The sequence below is a fragment of the Mucilaginibacter sp. PAMB04274 genome (assembly GCF_039634385.2).
Classification (GTDB): Bacteria; Bacteroidota; Bacteroidia; order Sphingobacteriales; family Sphingobacteriaceae; genus Mucilaginibacter.
Genome location: NZ_CP155081.2, coordinates 2,514,052 through 2,531,053, shown reverse-complemented (window position 1 = coordinate 2,531,053; position 17,002 = coordinate 2,514,052). Strand labels below are relative to the sequence as shown.

Genomic DNA, 17,002 nt, shown 5'->3' with positions numbered 1-17,002 from the left:
TTAGGTAGTAAGCCGTCATCTCGAACAATTCTGATTAATTACTGTTGCAATTAAAAAATTAATACTGTTTGTGAATTTGTGTTTCACATTCTTTGTGTTTTATTTGCAGAAAATAAAGAGCATTAATGGCCAAAAACTTACTTATTGTAGAATCTCCGGCGAAAGCCAAAACTATCGAGGGTTACCTGGGCAAAGACTTTACTGTTAAGTCTAGCTATGGTCATATCCGTGATCTGGTGAAGTCAGAGGACGCCATTGATATACCTAATAACTTTGCACAACGATATGAGGTACCTGCTGATAAAAAACAGGTAGTCAGCGAGTTGAAAAAATTAGCAAAGGAAGCAGAAATGGTTTGGCTAGCATCCGATGAGGACCGGGAGGGTGAAGCGATCTCTTGGCACCTTTTTGAAACCTTAGGCTTAAAAGAAGATAAAACTAAACGTATAGTATTCCATGAAATAACAAAGCCTGCTATTATGCGCGCTATTGAAAACCCACGCACTATAGATTATAACCTGGTAAATGCCCAACAAGCACGCCGGGTATTGGATCGTTTGGTGGGTTTTGAGCTTTCGCCAGTGCTCTGGAAAAAAGTAAAACCTTCTTTATCTGCCGGCCGGGTTCAATCCGTTGCTGTAAGGTTAATAGTAGAGCGCGAACGTGAGATCAATAAGTTTAAAGCCGAAGCTGCGTTTCGGGTGGTAGCTATATTTGGCAAAGGTCGTGAGGCATTCCGTGCAGAACTGCCAGAACGATTTACACAACAGGAAGAAGCAGAAAAATTCCTCAACGACTGTATTGAAGCGTCGTTTACTGTAAAATCGTTAGAAACACGACCAACTAAACGCTCGCCAGCAGCTCCCTTTACAACCTCTACGCTTCAGCAAGAAGCTAGTCGCAAACTGGGATTTTCGGTTTCACGTACAATGTCGGTTGCTCAAAGGCTATATGAGTCTGGTAAGATTACTTACATGCGTACCGATAGTGTTAATTTATCTGATACCGCTCTAAATGCTGCAGAACAGCAAATAGTGTCTGCTTACGGTGATAAATATCATCAGTTACGTAAATATAAAACCAAATCGGCCAGTGCACAGGAAGCGCACGAAGCCATACGCCCTACTTATTTTAATGAGCACACCATTGATGGTGAAAACGCCGAAAAGCGCTTGTACGAGTTGATCTGGAAGCGCGCTATTGCATCACAAATGAGTGAGGCCCAGTTTGAAAAAACCACGGCCAAAATAGACATCTCAACCCGGTCTGAAGATCTGGTTGCCAACGGTGAGGTGATGAAGTTTGACGGCTTTCTGAAAGTTTACCTTGAGTCGAGTGACGAAGATGAAGATAACAACCAGGACGAAAACAACGCCATTCTTCCACCGCTTTCCAAAGGTCAGGTTTTAAGCCTGCAGGAAATGTCGGCTACTGAACGCTACTCGCGGCCTCCTGCACGCTACACAGAAGCAAGTCTGGTAAAAAAGTTGGAGGAATTAGGCATTGGCCGCCCATCTACTTATGCGCCTACCATTTCAACGGTGCAAAACCGTGGTTATGTCTTAAAAGAAGATCGAGAAGGCAAAACCCGAAATTTCAAGGTGTTAACGCTTAAAGATAAATCCATAAAGCGCGAAGAAAAGTCTGAAAATACAGGTGCCGAACGTAACAAATTGTTCCCTACAGATATTGGTGCTGTTGTAAATGACTTTTTAGTACAGCACTTTACCGGCATTGTCGACTTTAATTTTACCGCTAACGTCGAAAAGCAGTTTGATGAGATTGCCCAGGGTTTAACCGAGTGGACAGCGATGATCAAAAGCTTCTACTTTCCTTTTCACGAGGGTGTAGAGAGTACAATTCAAACTGCAGATAAAGCTCGCGGTGAACGTGATTTAGGCATCCATCCCGAAAGCGGCAAGAAAATGTCGGTCCGTATCGGTCGCTATGGACCGTTTGTACAAATCGGCGAAGCTGAAGAAGACGAAAAGCCTCAATACGCCAGTTTAAGGGCTGGCCAGATGATTGAGACGATCACTTTAGAGGATGCGCTGGAGTTGTTCAAGCTGCCCAAAAAAGTTGGTGTGTATGAGGACAAAGAAATGACCGTAGCCATCGGCAAGTTTGGTCCGTATATCAGACACAACAGCAGCTTTTATTCTTTACCAAAAGGCGTTGACCCTATGAGTGTAACAGAGCAGCAGGGTATTGAGATAATTGAAGAAAAACGGAAGAAAGACGCTGAAAAGCTTATTAAAACGTTTGAAGAAAATGCTGATGTTAAAATTTTGAACGGACGCTGGGGACCATATATCGAATTTGGTAAATTAAACGTTAAAATACCTAAGGGCAAAGAGCCCACTACTTTAACCTACGACGAGTGTAAAGCGCTGGCCGATGCCATGGAAAAGGACGGCAAGAAACCGGCAGGCAAAAAGTTTGCTAAAAAGAAATAAAGATAATGCACGCCTGGAAACAGGCGTTTTTTGATTATGATTAGAGATTTACCCGAGAACTTAGTTAAGGATATAGGAGTTGCCGTTGCGCTTGAAAATGAAACCGTAGAGAGCAAAGTATGGTACGTATATCTCATCAACCTAAAAGACCAACCCATCGAAAACGTACTTGTTACATCCAAAGGCTACGGCGAGAAAGACGGCGAGCAAGTTAAAACCTCAGTTTTAAGGCACATGATGCCGATTATTCAAAGCAAAAGCTTTGCGCTTATTGAGCCGATAGACGAGCAAACCTTTGGCCTTAATAATGAGTACTGGGTAAGCTACTACATAGGTAAGGACATTTACGACAAGAAATTTATCTTCCTCCCCGAAAGTATTGTAGAATCAAACTTTATTAAGTTGCCGGTACTTAATAAGCCTGGCGTAATGATTAAGTAACTTACACATCCGGCAGGCTGATAAAGTTAAATGTAAATCAGTTTGCTTTAAAGAGGCCATATTTGAGGATGCAGTAGATTGCCCTTACACCGTCCTTCCATCCTATCTTCTTGCCTTCATAATATGTACGGCCGTAATAGGATATCCCTACTTCATATATACGTATGTGCGGTATGCGCGACATTTTAATGGTAACCTCAGGTTCAAAGCCAAATCGTTTCTCCGTTAACGTTATTCCTTGCAGCATTTTAGTGTTAAACAATTTATAACAGGTCTCCATGTCTGTAAGGTTCAGGTTGGAGAACATGTTTGAGGCGAACGTTAACCAGCGGTTGCCTATGGTATGCCAAAAGAATAATATGCGGTGCGGGTTACTACCCATAAACCTGGAGCCGTAAACTACATCAGCAAACCCGTTCACAACAGGCTTAAGTAGATCATTGTACTCATCCGGATCATACTCCAGGTCGGCGTCCTGAATAATTAGATATTCGCCGGTAGCTTTGGCTATTCCAGTATGTAAGGCCGCACCCTTTCCCTTGTTTACATCATGCTTAAAATAACTGATGGGCAGATCGGGATTAGCTTCTTTATAACGTAGTATAGCCCCTTCCGTATCATCTTTCGAACAGTCATTTACAATAATGACTTCTTTTTGAATACCACTGATAAGTTCAACGGCTTTAACTTTATTCAGTATGAGGTGTATGGTACGCTCTTCGTTGTAAGCGGGTATGATGACAGATAACGTGTTGATGATCATAGGCAAATATCAAATTCGAACTAAGGAGCTTTTTTCCCATTAAGTGTATGTAACTATACTAATAACGTGTTAAAATTATAAATTAGCATAAAGCGCTCTTTGCTACTTTGTACATTTATCAGCTTAATTGTTCGCTACAAATGTAGCATCTAAGTAGTAACATCAATAAAAATGCTTTATTTTGTGGCTGTTTTAAACTCCCGGCTGCTATGCTCGAAAATTTGGATTGGAATAATGTGATGGTGATTGATATTGAAACTGTTCCGCAGTATAGCAGTTACGATGAGGTTCCAGAACAATTTAGGCAACTGTGGGACAAGAAAACACAGTACCAGCGCAAAGAAGAAACAGCCGAAGAATTTTATAAGTGTGCCGGCATCCTCGCCGAATTTGGCAAAATCATATGTCTTTCTGCCGGTATCTTTACAAAGTCAGGCGGCTTCCGCGTAAAATCATTCGCTTCGCATGACGAGAGTGAGTTGCTAAGAAAGTTTTCTGAAATGCTTAAAGGCATGTCAGACAAACTCATACTTTGCGGGCACAACGTAAAGGAATTTGATATTCCTTATATCTGCCGCCGGTTATTGATCAATGGAATTCCCCTACCCGTCCAACTGCATATCTCAGGTAAAAAACCCTGGGAAATTTGCCATCTCGATACAATGGAGATGTGGAAATTTGGCGATTACAAGAACTTTACCTCATTAAATTTATTAGCGGCCATTTTTGGTATCCCTACCCCTAAAGATGACATAGACGGCAGCATGGTGGCGCAGGTTTACTGGGTTGACAATCAGCTTGATCGCATTTGCACTTATTGCCAAAAGGATGTGGTGACTACAGCGCAGTTGCTCAAAAGGTTTAAAGGCGAACCGCTGATCACTGATGACCAAGTCACGATTGTAGACCTGTAATTTGGCATTGTAGCGCATTTACGCTATATTGAGCCAACTGATCCCTTTATTGATTTTATGCTTCAAATTAACAACCTGCATGTAAGTTTTCGTACATCCGATGGATGGTTTGAGGCAGTAAAAGGTATTTCTTTGTCAATAGAAAAAGGGCGCACACTGGGCATTGTAGGTGAATCGGGCTCGGGTAAATCGGTTACTTCGTTAGCAATAATGCGCCTGCTCGAAAGTAGGCATACACAAATAAAAGGTGATATTGTATTTGATGGCATAAACATCGCTCAAGCATCAGAAAAAGAAATGCGCGTGTTGCGTGGTAACCGCATTGCCATGATTTTTCAGGAACCTATGACCTCCTTAAACCCCGTGATTAGTTGTGGTGACCAAATAACCGAAGCCATACAATTACACCGGAAGCTTGATAAACATGAGGCCCGGCAACAAGCTATCAACTTGTTTAAAGAAGTACAGCTTCCACGCCCGGAAAGTATGATTGATAGCTATCCGCATCAACTATCTGGAGGGCAGCGGCAGCGGGTTATGATCGCAATGGCATTATCCTGCAATCCTGATCTGCTTATTGCTGATGAACCTACTACAGCACTTGATGTAACCGTACAAAAAACGATAATTGACTTACTGTTGAAATTGAAGGCGGAGCGCAATATGAGCTTGCTTTTCATTTCGCATGACCTCGGTGTGGTTAGCCAAATAGCCGATGAGCTATTAGTAATGTACAAGGGCGAGGTAGTTGAACAAGGGCCGGTAAAAAACATATTCACCAATCCCAATCACCCGTATACCCAAGGTTTGCTTGCTTGCCGGCCTTCGGCCAATCTCAACTTAAAAAGTCTGCCTACTATCAGCGATTTTTTAAAGGTTGATGGCAATGGGGAGCTTAAGAGCACCGGGCTTTCGGTAAGTGCCGTGAAAGAGAATTTTTCTTATAACCAGCTTGAGGTACATGAACGTAAGCAATTGTTATACAAGCAGGAACCTATTCTCAAAGTAAATGATCTATGTACTTGGTTCCCCGTTAGCTCCGGTTGGTTTTCTTCTTCAAAAAAATATATCAAGGCTGTAAGTAATGTAAATTTCGAAGTATATCCCGGCGAAACTCTAGGCTTAGTTGGCGAGTCCGGCAGTGGTAAAACCACGCTTGGCCGAAGTATTTTAAGGCTAATACAACCCACTTCAGGCAGCGTAACCTATAAAGGAACTAACCTGCTCAACTTAAGGCCAAACGAATTGCGGCATATGCGGCGCCAAATGCAGATCATCTTTCAGGACCCTTACTCCTCTTTAAATCCACGCTTAACCATTGGGCAGTTGCTGATGGAACCTATGCAGGTACATGGCCTGCATGAAAATAATACACAAAGGCGTCAAAAGGCTATTGAACTTTTGGAAAGGGTGAGTCTCCTGCCCGAGCATTTTAACCGTTATCCGCATGAATTTTCGGGCGGGCAGCGCCAGCGCGTGGTTATTGCAAGAGCACTGGCCTTAGAACCTCAGTTCATCATTTGCGATGAGTCGGTGTCTGCGCTGGATGTTTCGGTACAAGCGCAGATTTTGAACTTGCTACGCGATCTGCAAAAAGATTTGGGTCTTACCTATATCTTTATTTCGCATGACCTATCGGTTATACGACACATCTCTGACCGTATCATGGTCATCAACAAAGGAGAAATTCAGGAGATTTCAGATGCAGACGAGCTGTTTATTAATCCTAAAACCCCTTATACACAAAAGCTTATCGCGTCTATTCCTCAAATCGTTATCCCATCTTAAAACCAATAACTTTCGCCAGCTTCGGTTGTTAGTATCTATATCAAATTATATACGCCGCTTACTAAATACAGGTTGCGTATATTAGCACCATAGCTAAATTTAAATGGCCAAAAAGAAAAACATCAGTTCATCAGTTAAACAAGTACTTACACAACTTGTGCTGGATGTATTTGAGCAAAATGCCAAAGAGGCACTTAATTACAAACAGGTATCGTCTAAATTGAACGTACGCGAGCCAGAAGCCCGCGAAACTATATTAGAAATTTTAAAAGAAGAAGCTAAGAAAAACGTTTTACAGGAAGTGTCTCCAGGTAAATTCAAAGTGCTGGAGCTTAAAACTTTCGTAGAGGGCAAGGTTGATATGACCAACGATGGATCGGCCTTTATTGTAACCGACGATGAGTTTGAGAATGACATCTATGTAGCTCCCCGTAAGCTACGCAATGCACTACATGGTGACCGCGTAAAAGTATATGTGTATGCCAAGAGCAAAGGCAAGCGTAAAGAAGGCGAGGTTGTGGATATTATACAACGCGCCAAAATGGAATTTACCGGCATTGTAAAGTTATCTGAACGATTTGCTTTTTTTGTACCCGATGACCGTAAGATGTTGCATGATATCTTTATACCGCTAAGCGATTTAAACGGTGCAAAAAATGGCATGAAAGCCGTTGCAGCTATTACCGATTGGCCCCCTGAAGCAAAAAACCCGGTTGGCCGCATCAAAACAATCTTAGGTACACAGGGCGAGAACGATACGGAGATGAACGCTATCCTGGCAGAATATGGTTTTCCGCTGTCTTTCCCTGCCGAGGTTGAACAGGAAGCCGAGGCTATCTCAGAAGACATAACAGCCGAAGAGATAGACAAGCGCAGGGATTTTAGAGATGTACTGACCTTTACTATTGACCCATTTGATGCCAAAGATTTTGACGATGCGTTATCTTTTAAAAAGCTCGAAAACGGCAACTTCGAAATAGGTATTCACATTGCTGACGTATCGCATTATATTATTCCGGATTCTGCTCTTGACAAAGAAGCTTATGACCGTGGCACCTCTGTTTACCTGGTTGACCGCGTGATACCCATGTTGCCTGAGCGCTTGTCAAACGGACTGTGCTCGCTGCGTCCGCATGAAGATAAGCTTTGCTTTGCAGCCGTATTTGAAATGAATGACGAAGGTCATGTGCTTGACCAATGGTTTGGAAAAACCATCATCCACTCCGACCGCCGTTTTACCTATGAAGAAGTGCAGGAAGTAATAGAAACCAGCGAGGGAGATTATGTGGAAGAGATTCACCAGCTTAATGCAATAGCCTATAAGTTGCGTGAGCAAAAGTTTAAACATGGCGCTATCAGTTTTGAAAGTACCGAGGTTAAATTCAAGCTTGATGAAAAAGGGAAGCCTGTTGGGGTTTATGTTAAGGAACGCAAAGATGCCCATAAGCTGATTGAAGACTATATGTTGCTGGCCAACCGTAAAGTAGCCGAGTTTGTGAGCAAAAAGGGCAAAGGCAAAAAGAAATACGCTTTTGTATATCGCGCACACGATGCACCTAACCCTGAAACCTTAGGCAACTTTGCGCAATTTGCGGCCCGCTTTGGTTACCGCATAAACATGAAGTCGGACCGTGAGATAGCAAAATCACTCAATCACCTGATGCATGATGTAGAAGGCAAAAAGGAGCAAAATGTACTGACACAGCTGGCCATACGTTCTATGGCTAAAGCTATTTATACCACCAAAAGCAGCAGCCACTATGGATTGGCTTTTGACCATTACACGCACTTCACGTCGCCTATACGCCGTTATCCCGATGTGATGGTACACCGGTTGTTATTTCATTATTTAAACGGTGGCGAGGCTGTAAATGCAGAGCACTATGAAGCGCTGAGTAAGCACAGCTCAGAAATGGAAAAAAAAGCTGCCGATGCCGAACGCTCTTCGGTTAAATACAAACAGGCCGAGTATCTACAGGATAATATCGGTAGTGAATACACAGGTGTGATTTCGGGCGTTACCGAGTGGGGAATGTATGTTCAGATTACCGAAAATAACTGTGAAGGCATGGTACGGCTTCGCGACATATCTGATGACTTTTATACCTTAGATGAAAAAAACTATGCTATCATTGGTCAACGGAAAAAGAAGGTTTATCAACTGGGCGACGAAGTCCGGATTAAAGTCAAGAACGTAGATCTCACTAAAAAGCAAATTGATTTCTCACTGGTGCTTGATTAAAAGCCAGCACCGGTTACTTTTATATGAATACATTAAAAGATTTACAGTTACTCATAGAGGAAGCAGTTAACGACCTCTCCTATCCTACTGATCCCGCTGAATTATACGATCCTATTACCTACATTTTGTCGGTAGGCGGCAAGCGTATGCGACCTGCTCTACTTTTAATGGCATGCGACCTTTTTGGCGGCGATGTTAGGGCTGCTGTTCAGCCAGCACTTGCCATCGAGGTGTTTCATAATTTTACCCTGGTACATGATGACATTATGGACAATGCCCCCTTACGCCGTGGCAAAGTAACTGTACACGAAAAGTGGAATCCTAACGTGGCTATTCTATCGGGCGATGTAATGCTGGTGGAGGCTTATAAACTGATTATGCAGGTCGAAGATTCAATCTTGCGCGACGTATTGAAGATTTTCAGTAATACAGCTGTAGGCGTTTGTGAAGGGCAGCAACTGGATATGAACTTCGAGCAAGTAGAACATGTGGCTATTGAGGCTTATCTTAACATGATTAAGTTAAAAACAGCTGTATTACTGGGTGGCGCTCTTAAAATTGGGGCACTGATTGGTGGAGCCAGCAAAGCTGATGCCGATCTACTCTGTACCTTTGGCGAACAATTAGGTACTGCGTTTCAGCTACAGGATGACATTTTAGATGTATACGGCGATCCGGAAAAATTTGGCAAGCAGGTAGGCGGCGATATCATCTCTAATAAAAAGACTTATTTGCTAATTAAGGCGCTGGAGTTAGCAGGAAGTAATGAGATAGAAGAATTAAACCACTGGATAAACAGGGACGACTTCGACGCTGCGGAAAAGGTAAAGGCTGTTACCAATATTTATAATCAGCTAAATATTAGAATGTATGCCGAACAGGCTATGCAAGACTTTGCTAACAAAGCATTCGAGGCGTTAGATCAGATCAGTTTATCAAATGACCGCAAACAATACCTTCGTGATTTTGCAGACGGCTTAATGATACGAGAAAAATAATACGATGATGAAACGTTTCATATTATCCACCCTGTTTATCCTTTCTTTTAGCGTTATTAAAGCGCAAAGTACTAGCCCGGTAGTAAGCCAAAGCGATAGTGTTTACTTACAAACCGACAAAGCTCCTGAATTTGTAGGCGGACAAAAGAAATTGAACAGGTATCTAGTTAAAACGCTACGTTACCCGGCTTATGCTGTAGAACACAACATACAAGGCACAGTCGTTTTACAAACTATTGTAGAAAAGGATGGTAGCTTTAGTCAGCTAAGGATCAAAACCAGCGCATCTACTGACTTAGACGCTGAAGCTTTAAGAGTAATCGCGCAATCGCCAAAGTGGGTGCCTGCGCAAAAAGACGGAAAGATAGTTCGCGCTTATCATGAAATACCGGTTGTATTTACTTTAGCGAACTAGTAAAAAAGGCCTGCATTATATAATGCAGGCCTTTTAATATGATTAGCGAACTAACCTATAGTTACCTTACTAGGCAACAACTTCATCACCTTCAGTAGCAGTTTCAGCTTTAGGGGCTTCTTCTTCAACAGGAGCAGCAGCTTTCTTCGCTTTTCCGTTAGTAGTAGGAGCAGCTACAGCAGCAGCTTCAGTTTGTACGTTTACTACCGGTTTAGTTTCAGCAGCTACTTCAGAACCTTGGTAAGGTAATACTGATACGTAAGAACGATTATCAGCTTTCTTTTTGAAAACTACCTGACCGTCTATCAAAGCGAATAAAGTATGGTCGCGACCAATACCTACGTTTTGACCTGGGTTATGACGTGTACCACGCTGACGAACGATGATATTACCAGCAATTGCAGGCTGACCACCGAAAATCTTGATACCTAAGCGTTTACTATGCGATTCGCGGCCGTTTTTGGAACTACCCGCACCTTTTTTGTGAGCCATGTTTTAATATTTTATCAAAGCTTACTAAGCCTTGCGTTAAACCTTCAATTATAAAGTAATGCCTGTGATTGCAATTTTGGTAAATTGCTGACGGTGACCGTTTTTCTTTTTGTAACCTTTTCTGCGTTTCTTTTTGAAAACCAGAACTTTTTCACCTTTTACATGAGACACAATTGTTGCTGATACTTTAGCACCTTGTAAGGCACTACCTAACGAAAATTTACCTTCGTTTTCAGCTAACAATACTTTGTCAAATTCAATACTAGCGCCCTCATCTCCCTGTAAGCGGTGTACAAAGATTTGCTGGTCTTTTGCAACTTTAAATTGCTGTCCGGCTATATCTACTATTGCGTACATTGTTTGTTAATTAAATTGTTTAAAAATTTGAGGTGCAAATATAGAAATTCTTATTTGTAAAAGCAATGCTGCAACAAAACATTATTGCTGAACTTTCTGCTCTCGATCATCCAATATCTTCTGTATCTCTTTGATGAGACGTTGGTTGGCATCCTTCAGTTTCGGATCGCCATTATAAGCCTGGTCAAAGAGCACTTTCTTAGTCTTTTCCTTGTAGGCAAACTCAATCAAGTAATGGGGTGTCTTTTCTTTCTTTCCCTGGTAAGCATCGCCTTCTTCAACCGCCGGGAAGTTCCAGAAGCCCAAATCCGCCGCCTTGCGATGCAGATAAATCAGATTATCCTTTGTTAAATGCAAATTCATCTTTTTTACCTTACCGCTTTGGGTAACATATTGGTAAGAACCAGTCTTAGAGTTGAATTTATTATTTAAGCTATCACCTAAGCCATACTCGAACCGGATATACTGAAAATCAGAAAAACGATACGGTGCATTTTTAATCATCATACCATAGTAATAGCCGCAGTACAAACCTATAGGCACAATAATGGTCAGTGCAAAAAATATCTTTTTAGTTTTATCGGTCATAAATAAATAGAAATTATGAATTAGTACGAATTGCAAAAATAGGACAAGAACTGTTTTTCAATGTCATAAATTTACCAGTTTGACGGCGGTTCATGTACAAGATTCAGGTTAAGCGGCTAACTAAGATTTATCAGCTCTTTAGCTCTCCCTCCCATTTGCTCACCACTGCTGTAGCCATAGCATTACCTAAAACGTTGGTAGCCGAACGGCCCATATCCAACAAAGGGTCAATACCGATAAGCAGCGCTAAACCAGCCTCAGGAATGTTAAACATGGATATAGTACCCGCAATAACCACTAGTGATGCACGTGGTACGCCGGCTATACCCTTACTGGTTAGCATAAGCACCAATAGCATAGACAGCTGCTGACCAAAAGCCAGATGTATACCGTATGATTGCGCCAGGAATAAGGAGGCAAACGTCATGTACATCATAGAACCATCGAGGTTAAAAGAATAACCTAGTGGCAATACAAAACTTACAATTTTGTTATTGCAACCAAAGCGCTCCAATTCCATTAATATACGCGGGTAGGCTGCCTCGCTGGTTGAGGTACTAAAGGCAATGAGCATGGCATCCTTAATTCGGTTAACCAGTGTAAGGGCCCGTTTCCGCAACACCAAAAAGCCAGCCAACAATATAACCAGCCACAATACCACTAACGAGAAATAAAACTCGCCAATAAACACGGCATAGGTTGATAATATTCCCAAACCTTGCCTGGCTACAACAGCAGTAATAGCTCCAAACACAGCCAAAGGGGCCACCAGCATTACATAGCCGGTAATCTTCAATATAACATGCGCAATGGCATCCATCGCTTTAACAACCACTTCGCCTTTTTCGCCAATGGCACCGGTTGCTACACCAAAAAACAAGGCAAACACCACAATCTGTAATATCTCATTGTTAGCCATTGCTTCCACAAAGCTCTTAGGAAATACGTGGCTAATAAAATCGCGAAGAGATAAAGCGGTTTTTTGGATTCCGGTACTTAAGTGGCTATCTGGTAGTGGAATATGCATAGTCTCGCCCGGTTTAAAAAAGTTCACCAGCATCATACCCAATAACAATGAAACCAATGTAGCGCTGATAAACCAAACCATAGTTTTACCACCTATGCGCCCTACTGCACCTATATCGCCCACCTTGGCTACACCAACTACTAGTGTGGTAAAAACCAACGGAGCTACAATCATTTTAATCAATCTCAGGAATATATCACTCAATATGCTGAAGCCTACCAATTTATCTTCCCGTGTAGTATCATCGGCTTTACGCTGCTTTACAACGGTAGCGCGTTCAGTTTTTAGATTTGCGTATTCAGTTACAGTGGTATCAGTAAGCTTAACCAAGCGGGTATCAATGGCTTTAACACGGGCGTCGGCAACGGCAATGTTGCTGTTGTAAACATTTATAACTTTGATATTGTACAAGTATCCGGTTATTACACCCGCAACTAAGGCAATAAAAATAAAAAGGGTAAGTTTACTTTGTTTCATGAAACGAATTGAGTGGCTAAGCTACAACTAATTACTATTTTGCTAAAATTAAAGTGATGGCATGGGGATAAATACCTACAATTTACAATCAATAAAAAAAGAATTACAACACCTGAACAGCAGCCAGATAAGCGACTTATGCCTGCGCCTTGCTAAATATAAGAAAGAGAATAAGGAGCTACTATCTTATCTGCTTTTTGAGGCCGATAACGAGACCGGCTATACAGACGGCGTCAAACAAGAAATAGATCTCCTATTCAGCTCTTTGCCTAGCCATAGTTACTACCAGGCTAAAGCACTGCGCAAGGCTTTAAAGCTAATTACCAAGCATACTAAATTTATGGCATCAAAACCGGCCGAGATAGATTTACTGCTGCATTACTGTAAACAATATGTGTTGTTCATTGATCGGCGCACCGGCTACAAACCGTTAAGGCAGTTGCTTAACAAGCAATTGGAAAAAACAAAAAAATTGATGAGCGCATTGCACGAGGACCTTCAATACGATTTTCAAACCGATTTTGAGAAGGTGGTTGAACAAGCTGCTGAAAAACTGAGCTGGATAAATAAACGCGATTACGTGTAACAATTGTTATCTTTCGGCCATCTAAACCCTACAACTTAAATACTAACCCCAGTGGCTGATAAAGATGCTGCCTTTAGGCAGATATTTGAATCGAACTCAAAAAAGATATACCGTTTGTGCTACGGTTACACCGGTGACGAGGATGCGGCGCATGACCTGCTACAGGAGACTTTTGTAAAGGTTTGGCAAAACCTTGATAAGTTTCGCAATACCGCCATGATATCTACCTGGATATACCGCATTGCTGTAAACACCTGTTTAACGTACCTGCGGTCTGAAAAACGCCAGGCTAAGGAAGAATTAACTCCGCAACTGGCCGAAACCCGTAAAGAAGAACTATCAGAAAAAAACGAACAAGTAGCTTTGTTGTATAAATGTATAGCCAAGCTCGAAGAATCAGAGAGAATAATCATTACAATGGTGCTTGATGAACTGCCCTATCCTGAAATCGCTGACATCTCAGGAATATCCGAAGGAAATCTGCGGGTGAAAATTCATCGTATTAAACAAAAGCTAACCGATTTATATAATCAATATGAAAGACTTTGAACACCTGCTATCGGTTTGGCAAGAACAACCTAAGCAACCCCAGCTTTCGGTTGATGATGTGCTTAAACAGGTAAAAAAGGGAATTAATAAATTAGGGATAAGGGTGCTTTACAGCATTGCAATTACCGCTGTGGCTCTGATTTTTACATCAGGCTTAACGCTTTTTGCAGTGTACGAACAGCGTTTGAGTTACATTGGCTTATTTGTAATGCTGTTAGGCATGATTGCTTACCTTGTACTACAAATAGGTGATTATCGTACAATAACCAAACACGATTTAACTTTGAACCCCGCTGCTTATCTCAAAAGTTTAAAAGAATACCAAAACAGGCGTGCATATCTCAACGGCAGGTTTTATTATGCATTCGCTTTAATGATTTGCCTTGGCATATCCTTATACACCATTGAGGTATTCCAAAACAAACCATTGATATTTAGGATTTTATATTATACTTTTTGTGGTGTTTACATCCTTATAGCTACCTTTTATTTGAAAGACCGATTGATACAACGTGAGCAGAAGAAGGTGAGTTATCTTATTGAAAGATTGGAACGATTAGAGGGCCAATTCGAATAATTTTAATGGCCGACTCCATACAACTTGAAAAACTATCTGCCGACGATGCAGGAGCCTTATCGGCTATAAGTCGTGAAACTTTTTTTGCAGCTTTTTATCATTTGAATAATGCAGATGATATGGAAGCTTATGCAGCTAATGCCTTCAATATTGATACACTTAAAGATGAAATAAATACGCCTGGCTCTGTATTTTACTTTGCCAGGTTTGATAGAGAAGTTGTAGGTTTCATAAAACTCAATACAGGGAACGCCCAACACGAATTTAAACGGGAGAACAGCCTCGAAGTTGAACGCCTTTATGTGCTGGCTAAGTACCAGGGCAGGCAAATTGGACAACAACTGCTAACATTTGCTTTCGAACAGGCTCATGCCTTAAGTTGCCGCTTTATATGGCTTGGTGTATGGGAACACAACGTGAACGCTATTCGGCTGTATGAGCGTCTGGGTTTCGAGCATTGTGGCAGTCATAGTTTTATGTTAGGGAATGATCAGCAAACCGATTTGTTGATGAGAAAGGTATTGCGTTAGTCCATAGGTGTTTCAATAGTTAGCAACTCTGCTTATATTGCTACCATGAAACGTCCTTTAATTACCATTGCTCTGCTGATGTTGGGCACCAATGCATTTGGTCAGAAAAATAAAACGTTATCAGGCTATTACCCACCGGCTGGCAATTGGCAAACCAGAGCACCAAGCCAGTTGGGGCTTAATGAGCAGGCAATCAAAAATACCATCAGCTTTGCAAAGGCTCATGAGGCTAAATCTTCACGCAATGGCGAGTTATCACAACATCAAAGTTTTGGTCGGGAGCCTTTTAGCGAGGCGGTTGGCCCGCTAACAGACCGGGGCGACGCTTCCGGCTTAATTGTTTACAAAGGTTACGTAGTGGCGCAGTGGGGCCAGCCAAGTCGGGTAGATATTGTTAACAGCGTTACCAAGAGCCTGTTATCCACAGTGGTTGGCGTGGCTGTTGATCGTGGCCTTATCCATAGTACCACAGACACAGTTGCGAACTATGTTCCCTTTGTAGAATTATATGATCTGAAGATCAATACAAACGGATTCGATTCTTCACAAAGCAGTATTATTTATCCATTTGCATCTGAACACAACCGGCGTTTGACCTGGGAAGTGATGCTGCGCCAAACCAGCGATTGGGAAGGCACGTTGTGGGGTAAACCCGATTGGGCCGATCGTCCGCAGGGCGATATTGAGCAGTACAAAGCTCGCAAACGCAATGAGCCGGGCGAAGTGTACAAATACAACGATGTACGTGTGAACGCACTTGCGCTTGCAGCCACATCTGTTTGGCGTAAGCCATTGCCACAGGTGCTTAAAGAAACCATAATGGATCCAATAGGCGCATCGAGCACGTGGCGCTGGACGGGTTACAAGACTTCATGGATTGTACTCGATGGTCAGCCTGTACAATCAGTAAGCGGTGGCGGCCATTGGGGAGGCGGTATGTTTATCAATACGTTTGATATGGCTCGCTTTGGTTTGCTTACCTTGAGGCAAGGCAAATGGAACGGTAGGCAACTTATTAGTGAACAGTGGATAAAACAAGCACTTACGCCCACCAAAGCTAACACAGGTTATGGATACATGAACTGGTTTTTAAACATCGATAAAAAGCTACTACCTTCGGCCCCGGCCAGTGCTTGGGTACACATAGGCAACGGCACTAACATGATTTATTGCGACCCTGAGCATGATGTGGTGATGGTGGTACGGTGGATTGAAAACCGCGATATGGATGGTGTAGTAAAGGCTTTGTTAGAAGCGTTTAAGAAGTGATTTATACAAACGTTTGGTTAGGTGTAGAAATAGAACAGCCTACAAAACTCGCATACCTGAAAATTATATGTTAATTTTGATGACACCGTTACACTGATTAAAAATTACATTTTGAAAGATTATAAAAAATATTACTCTATAAACGCCACCCCAGAAGAAATTTATGCAGCAATCACTAATCCGCTAACCATTCAGCTCTGGACAGGCGAACCGGCCGAAATGTCGACCACTCCGGGCACAGAATTTAGCATGTGGGATGGCAGCATTACTGGTAAAAACCTTGAGTTTGAAGAAGGGAAAAAAATAGTGCAGCAATGGTATTTTGACGGTCAAGATGAGCCTTCAATCGTTACCATAAAGCTTCATGCCGATAAGCAGCATACATCTGTAGAGTTGCGACACGCTAACATTCCGGATGAAGCGTATGATGATATTGTTGAGGGTTGGAACGATGTTTACTTTGGTAGTATTGCAGAATTTTATGAAGGCATATAAAACAAAAAGGCCGCCTATCCAGGCAGCCTTTTTTGTTT

At 42.0% G+C, this 17,002-nt stretch carries 18 protein-coding genes; 13 read left to right on the top strand and 5 right to left on the bottom strand.

Annotated features, from left to right (window positions below):
• Positions 1–125: 125 nt before the first annotated feature.
• Positions 126–2,456, top strand: a complete 2,331-nt coding sequence (topA, locus tag ABDD95_RS10700; RefSeq protein WP_345951883.1) for a type I DNA topoisomerase — start codon at positions 126–128, stop codon at positions 2,454–2,456.
• Positions 2,457–2,492: 36 nt separating this feature from the next.
• Positions 2,493–2,897 carry a hypothetical protein gene (locus ABDD95_RS10695; protein WP_345951882.1) on the top strand — a complete coding sequence of 135 codons (405 nt, stop codon included), beginning with the start codon at positions 2,493–2,495 and terminating at the stop codon, positions 2,895–2,897.
• Between the two features lie 37 nt (positions 2,898–2,934).
• Here ABDD95_RS10695 and ABDD95_RS10690 read toward each other — a convergent pair whose 3' ends face one another.
• Entirely contained in the window at positions 2,935–3,660 is a 726-nt protein-coding gene (locus tag ABDD95_RS10690) for a glycosyltransferase family 2 protein (RefSeq protein WP_345951881.1), read from the bottom strand.
• A gap of 209 nt (positions 3,661–3,869) precedes the next feature.
• On the opposite strand from ABDD95_RS10690, the gene ABDD95_RS10685 reads away from it, so the two are divergent.
• From ABDD95_RS10685 to ABDD95_RS10665, 5 genes are all read left to right on the top strand, one after another.
• Positions 3,870–4,574 carry a 3'-5' exonuclease gene (locus tag ABDD95_RS10685; protein ID WP_345951880.1) on the top strand — a complete coding sequence of 235 codons (705 nt, stop codon included), beginning with the start codon at positions 3,870–3,872 and terminating at the stop codon, positions 4,572–4,574.
• Positions 4,575–4,631: 57 nt separating this feature from the next.
• Complete coding sequence (locus tag ABDD95_RS10680) at positions 4,632–6,362, top strand: ABC transporter ATP-binding protein (protein ID WP_345951879.1); 1,731 nt, start codon at positions 4,632–4,634, stop codon at positions 6,360–6,362.
• Between the two features lie 103 nt (positions 6,363–6,465).
• Positions 6,466–8,604 (top strand): ribonuclease R, encoded by a 2,139-nt coding sequence (gene rnr, locus ABDD95_RS10675; protein WP_345951878.1) that lies wholly within the window; start codon positions 6,466–6,468, stop codon positions 8,602–8,604.
• 23 nt (positions 8,605–8,627) lie between these two features.
• A complete protein-coding gene (locus tag ABDD95_RS10670; protein WP_345951877.1) occupies positions 8,628–9,602 on the top strand; it encodes a polyprenyl synthetase family protein in 975 nt (324 codons plus the stop codon).
• A gap of 4 nt (positions 9,603–9,606) precedes the next feature.
• A complete protein-coding gene (locus ABDD95_RS10665) occupies positions 9,607–10,017 on the top strand; it encodes an energy transducer TonB (RefSeq protein ID WP_345951876.1) in 411 nt (136 codons plus the stop codon).
• 69 nt (positions 10,018–10,086) lie between these two features.
• Here ABDD95_RS10665 and rpmA read toward each other — a convergent pair whose 3' ends face one another.
• The 4 genes from rpmA to ABDD95_RS10645 form a co-directional block, all read right to left on the bottom strand.
• A complete protein-coding gene (gene rpmA, locus ABDD95_RS10660; RefSeq protein ID WP_345951875.1) occupies positions 10,087–10,509 on the bottom strand; it encodes a 50S ribosomal protein L27 in 423 nt (140 codons plus the stop codon).
• Between the two features lie 48 nt (positions 10,510–10,557).
• Entirely contained in the window at positions 10,558–10,866 is a 309-nt protein-coding gene (rplU, locus tag ABDD95_RS10655; RefSeq protein WP_345951874.1) for a 50S ribosomal protein L21, read from the bottom strand.
• A gap of 81 nt (positions 10,867–10,947) precedes the next feature.
• A complete protein-coding gene (locus ABDD95_RS10650) occupies positions 10,948–11,454 on the bottom strand; it encodes a hypothetical protein (RefSeq protein ID WP_345951873.1) in 507 nt (168 codons plus the stop codon).
• 130 nt (positions 11,455–11,584) lie between these two features.
• Entirely contained in the window at positions 11,585–12,958 is a 1,374-nt protein-coding gene (locus ABDD95_RS10645) for a dicarboxylate/amino acid:cation symporter (protein ID WP_345951872.1), read from the bottom strand.
• A 61-nt stretch (positions 12,959–13,019) separates the two neighbouring features.
• Between ABDD95_RS10645 and ABDD95_RS10640 the strand changes: the two genes are divergently transcribed.
• From ABDD95_RS10640 to ABDD95_RS10615, 6 genes are all read left to right on the top strand, one after another.
• The gene (locus ABDD95_RS10640) at positions 13,020–13,544 is read left to right on the top strand and encodes a hypothetical protein (protein ID WP_345951871.1); all 525 of its coding nucleotides are present in this window, start codon (positions 13,020–13,022) and stop codon (positions 13,542–13,544) included.
• Positions 13,545–13,595: 51 nt separating this feature from the next.
• Positions 13,596–14,093: an RNA polymerase sigma factor gene (locus tag ABDD95_RS10635; protein ID WP_345951870.1), complete on the top strand. Its 498-nt coding sequence runs from the start codon at positions 13,596–13,598 to the stop codon at positions 14,091–14,093.
• Positions 14,080–14,670: a hypothetical protein gene (locus ABDD95_RS10630; protein ID WP_345951869.1), complete on the top strand. Its 591-nt coding sequence runs from the start codon at positions 14,080–14,082 to the stop codon at positions 14,668–14,670. Before ABDD95_RS10635 ends, ABDD95_RS10630 begins: the two co-directional genes overlap by 14 nt.
• A 5-nt stretch (positions 14,671–14,675) precedes the next feature.
• Positions 14,676–15,200 (top strand): GNAT family N-acetyltransferase, encoded by a 525-nt coding sequence (locus ABDD95_RS10625; protein ID WP_345951868.1) that lies wholly within the window; start codon positions 14,676–14,678, stop codon positions 15,198–15,200.
• 45 nt (positions 15,201–15,245) lie between these two features.
• Positions 15,246–16,469, top strand: a complete 1,224-nt coding sequence (locus ABDD95_RS10620; RefSeq protein ID WP_345951867.1) for a serine hydrolase — start codon at positions 15,246–15,248, stop codon at positions 16,467–16,469.
• A gap of 111 nt (positions 16,470–16,580) precedes the next feature.
• A complete protein-coding gene (locus tag ABDD95_RS10615; protein ID WP_345951866.1) occupies positions 16,581–16,964 on the top strand; it encodes an SRPBCC domain-containing protein in 384 nt (127 codons plus the stop codon).
• Positions 16,965–17,002 lie beyond the last annotated feature (38 nt).

What these genes read in the sequence shown, in the direction of transcription:
- topA (WP_345951883.1), top strand. Translation starts at nt 126, where the DNA reads ATGGCCAAAAACTTACTTATTGTAGAATCTCCGGCGAAAGCCAAAACT.
- ABDD95_RS10695 (WP_345951882.1), top strand. Translation starts at nt 2,493, where the DNA reads ATGATTAGAGATTTACCCGAGAACTTAGTTAAGGATATAGGAGTTGCC.
- ABDD95_RS10690 (WP_345951881.1), bottom strand. Translation starts at nt 3,660, where the DNA reads ATGATCATCAACACGTTATCTGTCATCATACCCGCTTACAACGAAGAG.
- ABDD95_RS10685 (WP_345951880.1), top strand. Translation starts at nt 3,870, where the DNA reads ATGCTCGAAAATTTGGATTGGAATAATGTGATGGTGATTGATATTGAA.
- ABDD95_RS10680 (WP_345951879.1), top strand. Translation starts at nt 4,632, where the DNA reads ATGCTTCAAATTAACAACCTGCATGTAAGTTTTCGTACATCCGATGGA.
- rnr (WP_345951878.1), top strand. Translation starts at nt 6,466, where the DNA reads ATGGCCAAAAAGAAAAACATCAGTTCATCAGTTAAACAAGTACTTACA.
- ABDD95_RS10670 (WP_345951877.1), top strand. Translation starts at nt 8,628, where the DNA reads ATGAATACATTAAAAGATTTACAGTTACTCATAGAGGAAGCAGTTAAC.
- ABDD95_RS10665 (WP_345951876.1), top strand. Translation starts at nt 9,607, where the DNA reads ATGATGAAACGTTTCATATTATCCACCCTGTTTATCCTTTCTTTTAGC.
- rpmA (WP_345951875.1), bottom strand. Translation starts at nt 10,509, where the DNA reads ATGGCTCACAAAAAAGGTGCGGGTAGTTCCAAAAACGGCCGCGAATCG.
- rplU (WP_345951874.1), bottom strand. Translation starts at nt 10,866, where the DNA reads ATGTACGCAATAGTAGATATAGCCGGACAGCAATTTAAAGTTGCAAAA.
- ABDD95_RS10650 (WP_345951873.1), bottom strand. Translation starts at nt 11,454, where the DNA reads ATGACCGATAAAACTAAAAAGATATTTTTTGCACTGACCATTATTGTG.
- ABDD95_RS10645 (WP_345951872.1), bottom strand. Translation starts at nt 12,958, where the DNA reads ATGAAACAAAGTAAACTTACCCTTTTTATTTTTATTGCCTTAGTTGCG.
- ABDD95_RS10640 (WP_345951871.1), top strand. Translation starts at nt 13,020, where the DNA reads ATGGGGATAAATACCTACAATTTACAATCAATAAAAAAAGAATTACAA.
- ABDD95_RS10630 (WP_345951869.1), top strand. Translation starts at nt 14,080, where the DNA reads ATGAAAGACTTTGAACACCTGCTATCGGTTTGGCAAGAACAACCTAAG.
- ABDD95_RS10625 (WP_345951868.1), top strand. Translation starts at nt 14,676, where the DNA reads ATGGCCGACTCCATACAACTTGAAAAACTATCTGCCGACGATGCAGGA.
- ABDD95_RS10620 (WP_345951867.1), top strand. Translation starts at nt 15,246, where the DNA reads ATGAAACGTCCTTTAATTACCATTGCTCTGCTGATGTTGGGCACCAAT.